The organism is Enterobacter sp. PI-10, from assembly GCF_027947695.1.
GTDB lineage: Bacteria > Pseudomonadota > Gammaproteobacteria > Enterobacterales > Enterobacteriaceae > Enterobacter > Enterobacter vonholyi.
Map to the genome: position 1 here is coordinate 57,101 of NZ_JAJNOG010000010.1, position 14,293 is coordinate 71,393.

Below are 14,293 nucleotides of genomic sequence, written 5' to 3' on the forward strand. Positions count from 1 at the left end.
ATGTTCAGTGCACCGCCTGTACAAAAAGTATCCGTGGTCATCCCGGTTTATAACGAGCAGGAGAGCCTGCCCGAACTGATCCGCCGTACAACGGCCGCCTGCGACACGATGGGCAAGGCCTACGAAATTCTGCTGGTGGATGATGGCAGTAGCGATAATTCCGCGCTGATGATGACCGAAGCCGCGCAGGCTGAAGGCAGCCACATCGTTGCCGTGCTGCTCAACCGTAACTACGGCCAGCACTCGGCGATTATGGCGGGGTTTAGCCACGTCACGGGCGATCTGATTATCACCCTGGACGCGGACCTGCAAAACCCGCCGGAAGAGATCCCGCGCCTGGTGGCCAAAGCCGACGAAGGCTATGACGTGGTCGGCACGGTCCGTCAGAACCGCCAGGACAGCCTGTTCCGCAAGCTGGCCTCGCGTACCATCAACCGTCTGATCCAGCGCACGACCGGTAAAGCGATGGGCGATTACGGCTGCATGCTGCGCGCCTACCGCCGCCACATTGTCGACGCCATGCTGCATTGCCATGAGCGCAGCACCTTCATTCCGATTCTGGCGAATACCTTTGCCCGTAAGGCAACGGAAATCCCAGTCCTGCACGCCGAGCGCGAGCACGGGGAGTCGAAGTACAGCTTTATGCGCCTCATCAACCTGATGTACGACCTCATCACCTGCCTGACCACCACGCCGCTGCGTCTGCTGAGCGTGTTCGGCAGCATCATCGCCGTGGCGGGTTTCGCGCTGTCCGTTCTGCTGGTGGTGCTGCGACTGGTCTTTGGCCCGCAGTGGGCGGCGGAAGGGGTCTTCATGCTCTTTGCCGTGCTGTTTATGTTCATCGGCGCCCAGTTTGTCGGGATGGGTCTCCTCGGTGAATACATTGGCCGTATCTATAACGACGTTCGCGCGCGTCCGCGCTACTTTATTCAACGTGTTGTCCGTCAGGAACACAAAGCATCTCAAGAGGAAATTCACCCATGAAAGCTGTTGTATTTGCCTATCACGATATGGGGTGCACGGGCACGCAGGCCCTGCTGGAAGCGGGCTATGACATTGCGGCAATCTTTACCCATCCGGACACGGCTGGAGAGAATAACTTTTTCGGCTCCGTGGCGCGTATCGCCGCCGAGCGTGGTATTCCGGTTTATGCGCCAGACGACGTCAACCACCCGCTGTGGGTGGAGCGCATCCGCGCCCTCGCGCCTGACGTCATCTTCTCGTTTTACTATCGCAACCTGCTCTCCGACGAGATCTTAGGCCTGGCTGCAAAAGGCGCCTTTAATCTTCATGGTTCTCTGCTGCCTGCCTACCGTGGCCGCGCCCCGCTGAACTGGGTGCTGGTGAACGGTGAAACGGAAACGGGCGTGACGCTGCACCGCATGGTGCGCCGTGCGGATGCGGGCGCTATCGTGGCGCAGCAGAAGGTCGCTATTGATGCGGACGACACCGCGCTGCAGCTGCATCAAAAGCTGAACGCGACGGCACAGACGCTGCTGCGCGATGCGCTGCCGGGCATCCTTAACGGCACCTTCAGCGAGACCGCGCAGGACGAGAGCAAGGCAAGCTGCTTTGGCCGCCGCGCGCCGGAAGATGGTCGTCTGGACTGGAACAAACCGGCCCGCCAGCTGCACAACCTGGTGCGCGCCGTGACCGACCCGTGGCCGGGCGCCTACAGCTTTGCGGGCGTCAGCAAGTTCATCGTCTGGAAATCCCGCGTGCGTGACGACATTCCGGCGGCAAAACCGGGCACCGTCGTCTCCGTCTCCCCGCTGATTGTGAGCTGCGGCGAGCAGGCGCTGGAGATCGTTACCGGCCAAACCGACAACGGTCTGTACGTTCAGGGCACCCAGCTGGCGCAGTCGCTGGGGCTGGTGGCCGGGGCGCTGATCACCAGCGCACCGGTTGTTGCCATCAAACGCCGCACCCGCGTGCTGATCCTCGGCGTGAACGGTTTTATCGGTAACCACCTGACCGAACGTCTGCTCAAAGACGATAACTACGAAATCTACGGCCTGGATATTGGCGCGGATGCGATCAGCCGTTTCCTCGACAACCCGCGCTTCCACTTCGTGGAAGGGGACATCAGCATCCACTCCGAGTGGATTGAATACCACATTAAGAAATGCGACGTGGTGCTGCCGCTGGTCGCTATTGCCACGCCAATCGAGTACACCCGTAACCCGCTGCGCGTGTTCGAGCTGGACTTCGAAGAGAACCTGAAGATCATCCGCGACTGCGTGAAATACGACAAGCGCATCATCTTCCCGTCCACCTCTGAAGTGTACGGCATGTGTACCGATAAGAACTTCGATGAAGACACCTCCAACCTGGTGGTCGGGCCGATCAACAAGCAGCGCTGGATTTACTCCGTCTCCAAACAGCTGCTGGACCGCGTGATTTGGGCCTACGGTGAGAAAGAGGGCCTGCGCTTTACCCTGTTCCGTCCGTTCAACTGGATGGGGCCACGTCTGGACAACCTGAACGCGGCGCGTATTGGCAGCTCCCGTGCGATCACCCAGCTGATCCTGAACCTGGTGGAAGGCTCGCCAATCAAGCTTATCGAAGGCGGGAAACAGAAACGCTGCTTTACGGATATCAGCGACGGTATCGAAGCGCTGTTCCGCATCATCGAAAACAAAGATAACCGCTGCAACGGTGAAATCATTAACATCGGTAACCCGGACAACGAAGCGAGCATTCGCGAGCTGGCCGAGATGCTGCTGGCCAGCTTTGAGCGCCATCCGCTGCGCGATAAATTCCCGCCGTTTGCCGGTTTCCGCGAAGTGGAAAGCAGCAGCTACTATGGTAAGGGCTACCAGGACGTTGAGCACCGTAAGCCAAGCATTCGCAACGCGAAGCGCTGCCTGAACTGGACGCCGACGGTGAAGATGGAGCAGACCATTGATGAAACGCTCGATTTCTTCCTGCGCACCGTGGAGCTGTCGGAACAGGTCTCATGAAAAAAGTCGGTTTACGCATTGATGTCGATACCTTCAGGGGAACGCGTGACGGTGTACCCAAACTGCTGGAGCTGCTGAGCAAGCACGGCGTGCGCTCCAGCATTTTCTTCAGCGTGGGGCCTGACAACATGGGGCGCCATTTATGGCGTCTGATTAAACCGGCATTTCTGTTCAAAATGCTGCGCTCGCGCGCAGCATCCCTCTACGGCTGGGATATTTTGCTGGCAGGCACCGCCTGGCCCGGCAGGCGCATCGGCGCGGGTAATGAAGCGGTTATCCGCGAGGCGGCGCAGCATCATGAGGTGGGTCTGCACGCCTGGGATCACCATGCCTGGCAAGCCTGGGCGGGCGTCTGGGATATCCCGCGCCTGTCCCGTGAGGTCGAGCGTGGAATGCTGGAGCTGGAGGCCATTATCGCCCAGCCCGTGCGCTGCTCCGCCGTGGCGGGATGGCGTGCGGATCAGCGCGTGGTGAAAGCTAAAGAGGCCTTCGCGTTTCGCTACAACAGCGATTGCCGCGGAACCGGGCCATTTTTGCCGCTGTTAGGCGAAAATCGCTACGGAACGGTGCAAATTCCGGTCACGCTTCCTACCTGGGATGAAGTGGTCGGGCGCGAGGTGAAAGCGAATGAGTTCAATCGCTACATCCTAGACCGCATTCATCGTGACGCCGGTACGCCGGTGTATACCATCCATGCCGAAGTGGAAGGGATTGCGTATCAGCATGATTTCGACAAACTGCTGACTATGGCCGCTCAGGAGGGAATTGAATTCTGCCCGTTGAGCGAGCTGCTGCCAGACGACCTTAGTACCCTGCCCGCAGGCAAAGTTGTCCGTAATGAAATGGCTGGCCGGGAAGGCTGGCTTGGCTATCAACAAACCGTGAGTCCGGCCCCATGAAAACAGCCCGTTATGGCTTAGCGCTTCTCGCACTGTTTATCGTTTACTACCTCATTCCGGTCGATATCCGCCTGCTCTGGCAGCCTGATGAAACGCGCTATGCGGAAATCAGCCGTGAAATGCTGGCCTCCGGAGACTGGGTAGTCCCGCATTTTCTGGGGCTGCGTTACTTTGAAAAGCCGATTGCTGGCTACTGGATCAACAGCATCGGACAGATGCTGTTCGGGCACACGAACCTCGCCGTGCGCGCCGGGTCTATCTTCTCTACCGGCTTAGCCGCGCTGCTGGTCATCTGGATGGCCTGGCGTCTCTGGCGGGATAAGCGGACCGCCATTTTCTCCGGGCTGATCTTCCTGACCCTGTTCCTGGTGTATGGCATCGGCACGTATGCGGTACTGGATCCTATCATCACCCTGTGGCTGGTGGCGGCGATGTGCAGCTTCTGGCTGGCATCACAGGCGCAAACCGTTGCCGGAAAAGCGGGTGGCTATGTGCTGCTTGGGCTGGCCTGCGGGATGGGGGTGATGACCAAAGGCTTCCTGGCGCTGGCGGTACCGGTGATTGGCGTGCTGCCGTGGGCAATCGCCCAGAAGCGCTGGAAAGAGGTGCTGATTTTTGGCTGGCTCGCGATCCTGAGCTGCGTGCTGATTGTTCTGCCATGGGGGCTGGCCATTGCGCAGAGAGAGCCTGACTTCTGGCGTTACTTCTTCTGGGTGGAGCATATTCAGCGTTTCGCCCAGAGCGACGCGCAGCACAAAGCCCCGTTCTGGTACTACGTGCCGTTCCTGATCGCGGGTAGCCTGCCGTGGCTGGCGCTTTTACCCGGCGCGTTTCGTCTCGGCTGGAATGACCGACAAAACGCGGGCGGTGGGTTCTATCTGCTGGGATGGGTGGTGATGCCGCTGCTGTTCTTCAGCATCGCCAAAGGCAAGCTGCCGACCTACATCCTGCCGTGCTTTGCCCCGCTGGCGATCCTGATGGCGCGCTATGCCTGCCTCGCGGCGGAGAAAGGCGCCAGAGCGTTGCGCATTAACGGCGGAATTAACCTGGCGTTTGGCGTTATCGGCGTGGTGGCCGCGCTGGTGGTCTCCCCGTGGGGACTGTCTAAGCATCCGGTCTGGACCTCGGTCGAACTGTATAAAGTGTTCTGCGCGGTGGTCGCGTTCCTCATCTGGGCCGCGGTAGGCTGGTTTACGTTCCGGCAGAGCCAGCAGCGCTGGTGGCTGGCGGCTCTGTGTCCAGCAGGCCTGGCGCTGCTGATTGGTTTTGCTATTCCTAACCTGGTGGTGGATTCCAAACAGCCGCAGTCGCTGGTCGATACCGTGCGCGAGCCGCTGCAGGAGAGCCGATTCGTGCTCGCCAATAACGTAGGCGTGGCGGCTGGCCTTGCGTGGGAGCTGAAGCGCAATGACATCACGCTGTTTGGTCAGAGCGGCGAACTGCGCTACGGGCTGGATTATCCCGATGTGAAAGATCGTTTTGTCAGTGAGGACGACTTCGCGCAGTGGCTGGCAGCGCATCGTCAGCAGGGGCGCGTGTCGCTGGTCATGCTGCTCTCAAAACGCGACGATATTTCACGGGCGAATTTACCGCAGCCGGACAATCTCTATATCCAGGGGCGTCTGGCCTTGCTGGAGTACCTGCCGAAGTGATGACCTGGATCTGGCTGATACTGGCAAGCCTGCTCAGCTGCGCTGGGCAGCTGTGCCAGAAACAGGCCACCCGTCCGGCGAAAGCCGGGCGGCGCGGGACGCACATCGCGCTGTGGCTTGGTCTGGCACTGCTGGCGCTGGGCAGCGGGATGCTGGTCTGGCTGGTGGTGCTGCAACGCCTGCCTGTCGGCATCGCGTACCCTATGCTGAGCCTCAATTTTGTCTGGGTGACGCTGGCGGCCAGGGTATTCTGGCGTGAAAACGTCGCGTCGCATCACTGGCTGGGGGTGGGGTTCATCATCATGGGGATTGTTATCCTGGGAGGGAGCCTGTGAAAGGGACTTTCTGGGCCTTATGCAGCGTGCTGTTAGTCAGCGCGGCGCAGCTGTTGCTGCGCGATGCCATGCAGGCACTGCCGCCGGTCAGCGATGTTCTGGCGCTTATTTCCGCGCTGTGGCACTTCTCATCCGGCACGGGGGCGCTGCTGCTGGGGTTGATGGGGTATGTGGCCTCCATGGGCTGCTGGTATCTGGCGCTGCATCGTATGGCGCTCAGCAAAGCGTATGCCTTGCTGAGTCTTAGCTACATCCTGGTGTGGGCCGCGGCGATCCTGCTGCCCGGCTGGGGAGAACGCTTCTCCTGGCACGGGCTGGTGGGCGTCGGGTTTATTATTCTGGGTGTGTTAGTGATTTTTCTGCCCCGAACGTCCCGACGTGAATAATCGATTCGTGGGTCAGGGTGTAAGGGGTCGATGTACAGACGGCAAGGCTCAGCGAACCGACCTGTAGCTGGCTGACCGCGTGCGTCTGCGCCGTGCTGTCGATGCTGACAATTTGCCAGGCGCTGCCGCCGCGCTGCTTTATGATCGCCTCTTTTCGCGTCCAGATGCGCCAGAAGGCGGCAAGCCGTTCCTCTGGCGCTTCGCGCTCAAGCTCATCATGCTCCGTCATGCTGAAGACCGCATTCGCCAGCGCCTGCCAGTTTTTCCTGGGACGAATCACTTCGATATCACAGCCGACTTCGCCTTCATCGCTCATCAGCAGGGCGATATCGTCACCGCTGTGGCTCAGGTTAAACCACAGCGGATGACCCTTCGCAAAGGCCGGTTTCCCCTGCTCGCCGTAAATAATGTCGGGGAGTGGGTGAGGGGATAACGTTCTCGCGAGCAGCGTCCTCCCGGCCAGCCAGGAGGCCTGTTGGGCACCCTGAGGCGCCCTGTCTGCGAGCGTTGACGCCAGCGGGTCCGCGCAAAGGGTGGAGATTTTTCCCAGTACAAACTGGTACATAGTTACGCCCAGCGTTTAATGATAATCGAGGTGTTGATGCCGCCAAACGCGAAGTTATTGCTCTGCAAATACTCGCAGTCAATCTGACGGGCTTCTCCCATAATATAATCTAAAGCACCGCATTGCTCATCCGGCTGCGTTAAATTGAGCGTCGGGGCAAACCAGCCTTCACGCATCATCTGCAGGCTCATCCACGCTTCCAGCGCGCCGCAGGCCCCAAGCGTATGGCCAAAATAGCTCTTCAGCGAGGAAACCGGCACGTTATCACCGTAGATAGCGGCAGTGGCCTGGCTTTCGGCGATATCGCCGCGATCGGTGGCGGTACCGTGCGCGGAAATATACCCCATATCCCGGGCGCTTAATCCCGCCATAGCCAGCGACTGCTCCATGCAAATCTGCATGGTGTCACGCTGAGGCTGGGTGATATGGGCCGCGTCACAGTTGGTGGCAAAGCCCACGATCTCGCCATAGATTGTGGCCCCGCGCGCTCTGGCGTGCTCCAGTTCTTCCAGAATCAGGGTGCCAGCGCCTTCCCCAATGACCAGACCATCGCGCTGCGTATCGAACGGTGAAGGGGTGGTTTTGGGTTCGTCGTTACGCTGGCTGGTGGCAAACAGCGTGTCAAACACCGCTGCTTCAGACGGACACAGCTCCTCCGCGCCACCCGCGACCATCACGGTCTGATACCCGTGGCGAATCGCCTCCCAGGCATAGCCAATCGCCTGGCTGCCGGAGGTACAGGCGCTCGACGTCGGGATCACGCGGCCACGCAATCCAAAGAACAGGCCGGTATTCACCGCGGTCGTGTGCGGCATCATCTGGACGTAGGTTGTCCCGGTGATGTTATTGGTGTGCTTTTCGGTAAGCATGGTGGCGAATTCGCTGACCGGGCCGGTGCTGCCTGTCGAAGAACCGTAGGCGATACCCGTTTGACCATTGGTGAGCACCGCTTCGCCAATCAGCCCCGCCTGCTCCAGCGCCAGCTCGGTGGCGCGGGTCGACATCAGCGACACCCGGCCCATGGCGCGAATACGCTTGCGGGTATAGTGTTCCGGCAGCGTGAAATCATCGATCGGCGCGCCGAGCAGGGTATGCAGGCCATCATAGACCTGCCATTCCGGCATTTTACGCACCGCGTTTTCATACGCCAGCAGCCTGCTGGAAACGGATTGCCAGTTTTCGCCAAAGGCGGTCACGCCGCCCATGCCCGTAATCACCACGCGACGCGTCATAGCATTCCTCCATTAATGGAAATGACCTGGCGGGTAACGTAGCCCGCGATATCCGACATCAGATAGCTTGCCAGCCCGGCGACTTCTTCAGCCTGGCCCATACGTTTCATTGGAATGATGGACATCGCTTCCTTCAGCGCGGCCTCTTCCATCTCAATCATGCCGGTATCAATCAGCCCCGGGGCAATGCAGTTCACGGTGATTTTGCGTTTTGCCAGCTCAATCGCCAGCGCTTTGGTGGCGCCGATAATGCCCGCTTTTGCCGCGCTGTAGTTCACCTGCCCGCGGTTACCCATCACGCCGGACACGGACGATAAGGTGATAATGCGTCCTCCTTTACGGGTGCCAATCATCGGCATAATGCAGGGGTGAATGACGTTATAAAAACTGTCGAGATTGGTGTGGATCACGCTGTCCCAGTCGTCTTCGCTCAGCGCCGGAAAGGCGCCGTCGCGGGTAATTCCGGCGTTGCTGACAACGCCATACCATGCGCCATGGGTTTCAATCTCCTGCTCCAGCACCTCGCGGCACTGTTCGCGGTTGCCCACATCAAAGGCGAGTAGACGACCGTTCCCACCCGCCTGCGTGATGGCGTCCAGCGTCTCCTGCGCGCCTGCGGCATCACGATGGTAATGCACGCCTACGGTAAACCCGTCGGCGGCAAGCTGGCGGGCAATGGCGCGCCCTATGCCTTTGCTGGCCCCTGTGACCAGTACGGAACGACTCATGCGTTAGATCCCTGATTAAATAGCGATGTTAATTCTTCTGCGCTCGGCTGGAAGGTATTGACCCGGCCCGTGGCCAGCGTCTCTTCATTAGCGGAAATCGCGCATTCAAAACTGCCGAAGCGTTCGTCCTGCATCAGCAGCTTAACGGTAATGTCCAGCGTCAGGCCTGCGGCGAAATGCCCGCTGGCGCAGACCAGCTCGCGCGCGCCGAGCACCATGCCCAGCGCGACATGTTCCTGCCCCTGCTGCTGACGATGCCAGCCTGACCAGACGCCAACGGTCTGCGCCATTAGCTCAAGCGCGTACCAGCCCGGCAGGTCGCCATCGGCATTGAGAAACGGCGCCAGCACGCTTTGCCCGTTGACTGCCACGCGGCAGACCGCCATCTCGTCCGTAACTTTCTCTACGGACCCCAGCAGCATCATCGGCGCCTCGTGCGGCAGATAGGCTTCGGGTGATAAGTAGCTCATGAGGCTCTCCCCAGCAGAATGCTGGCGTTGTTGCCGCCAAACGCGAACGAGTTAGACAGAATAACCGGCTTTTTCAGCGCGATGTGCCGGTGCAGCAGGCCGCACGGCGCCAGCGTGTCGTCGGGCGCGTAGCGGGCGAAGTCCTGCGGCGGCAACGGTAGATCGCGCGAAAGAATCAGCCAGCTCAGGGCCGCTTCGGTAATACCGGCAGCGCCCAGCGTATGGCCGGTAAGGTGTTTGGTTGAGCTGCACGGCACGCTTTCCCCGAAGAGATCGTGTACCACCTGCGATTCAATCTGATCGTTAAGCGGCGTGGCCGTGCCGTGCAGGTTGATGTAGCCGATATCCTCCGGCTGCATGCCCGCTTCGTTAAGCGCCTGAGTAATCGCCCTTATCGCTCCTTCGCCCTGCGGATGCGGGGCGGAAATATGGTACGCATCGCTGGATTCACCCGTCCCGAGCAGCGCCACGTCGGCGGGCTCGCGGCTCAATACCATCAGCGCGGCGGCTTCTCCGATGGTGATCCCCTTGCGGTCGCGACCAAACGGTTCGCAGAGCGAAGGGGAGAAGGATTCAAGGCTGTTAAAGCCGTTGACGGGCATCCGGCTCAGGGTATCTGCTCCGCCGACGATGGCGATGTCAACCAGCCCGGCTTCGATCAGACGTTTGCCGCCGATCATCGCCCGCGCGCTGGAAGAGCAGGCTGTTGAAATCGTATAGGCCGGGCCTTCGAGCTGAAGCCAGCTGGCGAGGAAGCGGGACGGATCGCCAAGCTCCTGCTGCGGGTACTGCCAGCGCGTGCTCGCTTCGCCATGGGTCATGCGCTGTACGTGCTCATCGCCTTCATCCAGCCCGGAGGTACTGGTTCCCAGCACCACGGCCACACGGTCACGACCGACGCGGGCGATAGCCTCGTCGACGGCTGGCTGAATCTGCGCCAGCGCGGCCAGCAGCAGCTGGTTATTGCGGGTGCGGTGTGCGGAGAAGGTGTCCGGGATGGGCGGCAATTCGCCTTCAACGCCGCCCAGAACGGCTTCGGGTGAGTCCTGCAACCAGCCGGTCCGGGCGTGCATACCCGGCGCCACGCCTGCCACCAGGTTCGCGGCAATCATATCAGGCGAATTGCCCAGCGCGTTGACCATGCCAACAGCGGAAATATAAATCATCTCAGTCACCCAGATATTGAATGGTGATGTGGTATTTGAATACGTGTTGCTCGATGCTGATCGGCTCGCGCTTGCCTTTACGCTGCAGGTAGACAATCTCCGTCACCAGCTTGCCGCTGGCGTTACGCAGCTCGCGTCGATCGCCATTGTCCGTTAGCGTCCAGCCCTTCGGCAACTGCGGCTGCCAGGCGCTAATTGGCCAGTGGCTTAGCATCACGTCCGCCAGCACCTGGCTGGCGGGCGGCAGCTGCGGCACAACGATCGACTGTTCGGTATGAATACCGGTCTCATCGTACGTCGCCAGGAACAGACGAATGCCCACGGAAGAGAGCCCGGCCAGCGTCACCTTATGCGCATCCGCGTTGAGCATCACCAGCAGAGATTGCGTTTGTCCGTTAAAGCTGCCGGTCAGCAGCTGCTGGGAGCTTACCGCCGGGCTGATGCCGGGCGGCGGCAGCGTCACTCTGGTTCCCGGCTGGAGCCAGGCCTGGGGACGCGTCTCTTTGGTATCGGTCGAATGGCTGCAGCCCGCCAGCAGCAGCGCTGCGGTTAGCGCGACGGCGCGGTAAAAAGCGTTCATTTACGTTTTCTCTCTTTCTTATCCGGCATCGCCAGCGGCGCCAGCAGGAAGGCGGTAAAAATACCGCTCACCAGCACGATACCAAAGCTGCTGATGGCCTGGGTGGCGCTAAAGACGAGCATGCCCAGCGTCAGCAGCGTGGTCATCATGGCCAGCGTAATCGCCAGCATGGAGGTCAGCGGCGTACCGCGCGGGTTGCTGAAAAACAGCGTGTAGTTAATGCCAATGCCGAGCACCAGTACCAGCGCCAGAAGTGAAAACAGATTCACCGGGTGGCCCGTTGCGGCCAGGACCGACAGCCCGCAGGTCAGCGACAGCAAGGACGGCACCAGGCTTATCAGCCCTTTACGCCAGCCGAGGCGCAGCATCGCCCCGCAGGCAATCACCGCCAGCGCCGCAAACAGTAGCCCCGTCAGCAGCGTGCGATAGAGGGCAAACAGGCTGTCAAAGCTGGCTTTGCGATCGACCCAGACGACGCCGTCATGGCGCGCGGCTAGCTCACCGAGGTAAGCGCTGTTTTTCGCACCGTCCACCGGCACGAGCACGCCGCTTTCCCCGTCGGGCAGGGTCAGCCAGAGCAGACGCCAGCCTTCGCTCGCCGGGCTTTTAAGCCACGCGTCCACGCTGACCGGCATGGCGTCGAGATTCGGGGAGACGGCGTTGAGCCCGGCGTTTTTCAGCACGTTCATTACCGCAGGCGCGGCGTTCTGTAGAAGCGTAAGATCGCTTTTCTGGCGGGCCAGCGAGTTCAGCGGCAGGGTGCGCCAGCGGACAATCTCTCCCGCTTTTTGCGCCTCCGCCAGCGCCGGGGTAAAGGCTTCCAGCCGCTCCAGCGTTTGCTGAGGCGAGGCGCCGTGAACCACAAACCATTTCTGATCGACGCTCTGTCCGGTCAGGGCGGTAATGGCCTTCTCCTGGGCCAGAATATCTTTCGGCAGCGCCTGCAGCTGGGCGATGTCGTCGTCCACCCTCAGCGTACTCATCCCCACGGCGGAGAGCAGCGCCAGCGCGACGGGCAAACCAACGGACAATTTTTTACTGCGCCGCCAGGCGGCCAGCCAGCGCAGCATCAGGACCATAAATGGAACCGGGCGCACCGGTAACCCGCGGCACAGCCACGGATGCCAGAAAATCACCGTCAGGCAGGAGGCGCTCAGCCCCACGGCGGCGAACACCGCCATCTGGCGGATCCCGGGGAAGGGGGCCAGCATCATAATCAGGTAGGCGGCGACCGTCGTCAGCAGCGCCATCAGCAGCGCATTGCGAACTTTGTCCAGGCTTTGCCAGGGGGAAAGCTCCGCGCCGTGCACCATCCGTTCGGTCAGGTAGTAGAGCGTGTAGTCGGCCGAAATACCGATGATGCTCATGCTCATCACCAGTGTCATCAGATGCAGCTCGCCAAAGAGCAGCAGCGTCACCACCGTGCCCGCCAGCGCGCCGATGGCAATCGAGAGCACGCTCAGCAGCAGCGGACGCAAAGAGCGGAACACCGCCACGATGAGCAGGAACACGCCAAGCAGGGTGGCGATGCCCAGCGTTGAGACGTCGCGTTTGGCCTGCTGGCTGGCGTAATCGCTGTAAAACACCGTCCCGCGGGAAAGCAGCTGTGCCTGCGGGTAACGGGCTTTGAGCGTCTCCTGCAGCGCGTTAAGCGTCGTCACGAGCCGGTGGGTCTGCTGCATATCAAATGACGAGCCCGCCAGCTCTCCGTGCAGAAGATACCAGTAGTTTCCCGCCTCATCTTTTGTGACCAGCCAGCCGTCCATCAGCCGTAGCTTCTGGCCGTTTTGCGCAAGAGCGAGCTGCGAGCCGCGCATCAGCATCAGGGGATCGTTTTGCAGCTCTTTGCCGCTGACGCCGGAAAAGGCCGAATAAAGCTGAGATAAAATCCACTGCGCCTGCGCTTCTCCGCCGTTTTGCAGGCGGGCGCGGGTGGCGGGATCGATCAGGCCATTTCGGTGCTGCCAGAAGAACTCTCCCCAGGCCTTTTGCCCGGCGGCGTCCATCGGGCCTTTGACCTCGCTAAGCGAATCAGTGCTTTGCAGCAGCGCCAGCCACTGCTGCGACACGCGCGGATCGGGCTCTTTGCCGGGGCTGACCAGCCAGACCAGCTGGCGGTCGAGACGCTGCATAAACCCGTCGTTGAGCGCCGGCGGGATCGCCCCCAGCGTCTGCTTCGGCAGCATGGCCAGCACGCTGCTGTTCAGACGCGCGCCGGGCAGCAGCGACAGCAGCACGCCCATCAGAATCAGGCATAGCGTGGCCCACAGCAGCGCCGGGCGCAGGGATTTACGGTGCGGCAAAGCGTTGGCGTTCGTCATCGGTCAGGCTGGCGGGCGTCAGTTGGTGGCGTGAAAGGGCGATATCGGTACGGTCGCCCTGTTTGTCGTTGAGTCGAATCGTCTCCAGATAGGTCGCGCCGCCCAGATCGAGGGTGGCGAAAATCTTGTCCAGCGGCGTCGTTTTTGGCGTAAGCACCAGCGACCAGCGGCCCGCTCCCAGGTCTTTAAAATCAATGCGGAAGTTCTCTTCCAGCACCTTGCGGTCGGCCTGGAACAGGGCGCGCAGAAGATGATTGAACTGGAACATCTGCGGATTATTGTCGGCAGTGATGGTCTGCGGCGGCTGGCCGTTGATTGCCTGAACCATCCGCTTGTCGTCCAGCAGCAGCGTCATCGGAAACGGCGCTTTTTGATCCCACAGCAGGCCGCTGTCGCGGGCGATCAGCATTTCGCCCTGCGAGCGCAGCGGCTGCGGCATATCTTTTATGGTGCGAACCTGTTCGAAGTGCGCGCGCACCACGGGCTGCTCGGTGAAGCGCTGCTGCAGCTCATCCAGCGTCACGGCGCTGACCAGCGGGCTGAGGATTAGCGCCAGTAAAGGCAACCATTTCATGGTGTTACTCCCATACGTTCAAACAGTATTGCCGGGCTCACAAAGCACATTTCGCGGGTGGCTTCTTCCACCGCCACCTGGATGGTGTACCCGGTGGTCGTGCGTTTGCCGGTCTGCGCATCGAAAATTTGATAGGCAATGCGCAGGCGATTTTCATACTCTTCAACGTGCGCGCGGACGCGAATACGCTGCTCAAAGGTCACCGCATCGCGGTATTTCACCCGCGTGTCGACGACGGGCCAGACGTAGCCGGAGGCCTTCATCTGGCGATAGCCATAGTCAAACTGATTGAGCAGCGCCTCGCGGGCGATCTCAAAGTAGCGGAAATAGTTACCGTGCCAGACCACGCCCATCATATCGACGTCGTGGAACGGAACGGTGATCTCGACTTCAGTCGTAAAGCGGGGATCGGTCAGCACCCT

General features: G+C 60.6%; 15 protein-coding genes. 6 read left to right on the forward strand and 9 right to left on the reverse strand.

All coding sequences use genetic code 11. From position 1 onward, the window contains the following. The 6 genes from arnC to arnF are packed head-to-tail and all read left to right on the forward strand — an operon-like array spanning position 1 to position 6,235. Positions 1-984: an undecaprenyl-phosphate 4-deoxy-4-formamido-L-arabinose transferase gene (gene arnC / locus LRM19_RS18390; protein ID WP_008503101.1), complete on the forward strand. Its 984-nt coding sequence runs from the start codon at positions 1-3 to the stop codon at positions 982-984. After that, positions 981-2,963 (forward strand): bifunctional UDP-4-amino-4-deoxy-L-arabinose formyltransferase/UDP-glucuronic acid oxidase ArnA, encoded by a 1,983-nt coding sequence (gene arnA / locus LRM19_RS18395; RefSeq protein WP_008503100.1) that lies wholly within the window; start codon positions 981-983, stop codon positions 2,961-2,963. The genes arnC and arnA overlap by 4 nt, the downstream gene beginning before the upstream one ends. After that, a complete protein-coding gene (gene arnD / locus LRM19_RS18400; RefSeq protein ID WP_149367176.1) occupies positions 2,960-3,862 on the forward strand; it encodes a 4-deoxy-4-formamido-L-arabinose-phosphoundecaprenol deformylase in 903 nt (300 codons plus the stop codon). The genes arnA and arnD overlap by 4 nt, the downstream gene beginning before the upstream one ends. After that, positions 3,859-5,514 (forward strand): lipid IV(A) 4-amino-4-deoxy-L-arabinosyltransferase, encoded by a 1,656-nt coding sequence (arnT, locus tag LRM19_RS18405; protein ID WP_111963729.1) that lies wholly within the window; start codon positions 3,859-3,861, stop codon positions 5,512-5,514. The genes arnD and arnT overlap by 4 nt, the downstream gene beginning before the upstream one ends. Continuing rightward, a complete protein-coding gene (arnE, locus tag LRM19_RS18410) occupies positions 5,514-5,849 on the forward strand; it encodes a 4-amino-4-deoxy-L-arabinose-phosphoundecaprenol flippase subunit ArnE (protein ID WP_244599418.1) in 336 nt (111 codons plus the stop codon). The genes arnT and arnE overlap by 1 nt, the downstream gene beginning before the upstream one ends. Beyond that, a complete protein-coding gene (gene arnF, locus LRM19_RS18415; RefSeq protein ID WP_115876827.1) occupies positions 5,846-6,235 on the forward strand; it encodes a 4-amino-4-deoxy-L-arabinose-phosphoundecaprenol flippase subunit ArnF in 390 nt (129 codons plus the stop codon). Before arnE ends, arnF begins: the two co-directional genes overlap by 4 nt. Here the strand turns inward: arnF and acpT are convergent. Genes acpT through LRM19_RS18460 form a run of 9 tightly spaced genes read right to left on the reverse strand, consistent with a single transcriptional unit; the run spans position 6,183 to position 14,290 of the window. After that, the gene (gene acpT / locus LRM19_RS18420; protein WP_115876828.1) at positions 6,183-6,800 is read right to left on the reverse strand and encodes a 4'-phosphopantetheinyl transferase AcpT; all 618 of its coding nucleotides are present in this window, start codon (positions 6,798-6,800) and stop codon (positions 6,183-6,185) included. The genes arnF and acpT overlap by 53 nt on opposite strands. 2 nt (positions 6,801-6,802) lie before the next feature. Beyond that, on the reverse strand, positions 6,803-8,032 hold the full coding sequence (locus LRM19_RS18425) for a beta-ketoacyl-ACP synthase (RefSeq protein ID WP_115876829.1): 1,230 nt from the start codon (positions 8,030-8,032) through the stop codon (positions 6,803-6,805). Continuing rightward, positions 8,029-8,760 (reverse strand): 3-ketoacyl-ACP reductase FabG2, encoded by a 732-nt coding sequence (locus tag LRM19_RS18430; protein ID WP_111963734.1) that lies wholly within the window; start codon positions 8,758-8,760, stop codon positions 8,029-8,031. Before LRM19_RS18430 ends, LRM19_RS18425 begins: the two co-directional genes overlap by 4 nt. Next, complete coding sequence (locus LRM19_RS18435; RefSeq protein WP_271369593.1) at positions 8,757-9,230, reverse strand: ApeP family dehydratase; 474 nt, start codon at positions 9,228-9,230, stop codon at positions 8,757-8,759. Before LRM19_RS18435 ends, LRM19_RS18430 begins: the two co-directional genes overlap by 4 nt. Further along, on the reverse strand, positions 9,227-10,396 hold the full coding sequence (locus LRM19_RS18440) for a beta-ketoacyl-[acyl-carrier-protein] synthase family protein (protein ID WP_271369594.1): 1,170 nt from the start codon (positions 10,394-10,396) through the stop codon (positions 9,227-9,229). Before LRM19_RS18440 ends, LRM19_RS18435 begins: the two co-directional genes overlap by 4 nt. A 1-nt stretch (position 10,397) precedes the next feature. Next, positions 10,398-10,976 carry a DUF3261 domain-containing protein gene (locus LRM19_RS18445; RefSeq protein ID WP_115876832.1) on the reverse strand — a complete coding sequence of 193 codons (579 nt, stop codon included), beginning with the start codon at positions 10,974-10,976 and terminating at the stop codon, positions 10,398-10,400. Further along, complete coding sequence (locus tag LRM19_RS18450; RefSeq protein WP_271369595.1) at positions 10,973-13,297, reverse strand: MMPL family transporter; 2,325 nt, start codon at positions 13,295-13,297, stop codon at positions 10,973-10,975. Before LRM19_RS18450 ends, LRM19_RS18445 begins: the two co-directional genes overlap by 4 nt. Then, positions 13,266-13,871 (reverse strand): LolA family protein, encoded by a 606-nt coding sequence (locus tag LRM19_RS18455; RefSeq protein WP_115876834.1) that lies wholly within the window; start codon positions 13,869-13,871, stop codon positions 13,266-13,268. The genes LRM19_RS18450 and LRM19_RS18455 overlap by 32 nt, the downstream gene beginning before the upstream one ends. Continuing rightward, complete coding sequence (locus LRM19_RS18460; protein WP_023309526.1) at positions 13,868-14,290, reverse strand: acyl-CoA thioesterase; 423 nt, start codon at positions 14,288-14,290, stop codon at positions 13,868-13,870. Before LRM19_RS18460 ends, LRM19_RS18455 begins: the two co-directional genes overlap by 4 nt. Positions 14,291-14,293 lie beyond the last annotated feature (3 nt).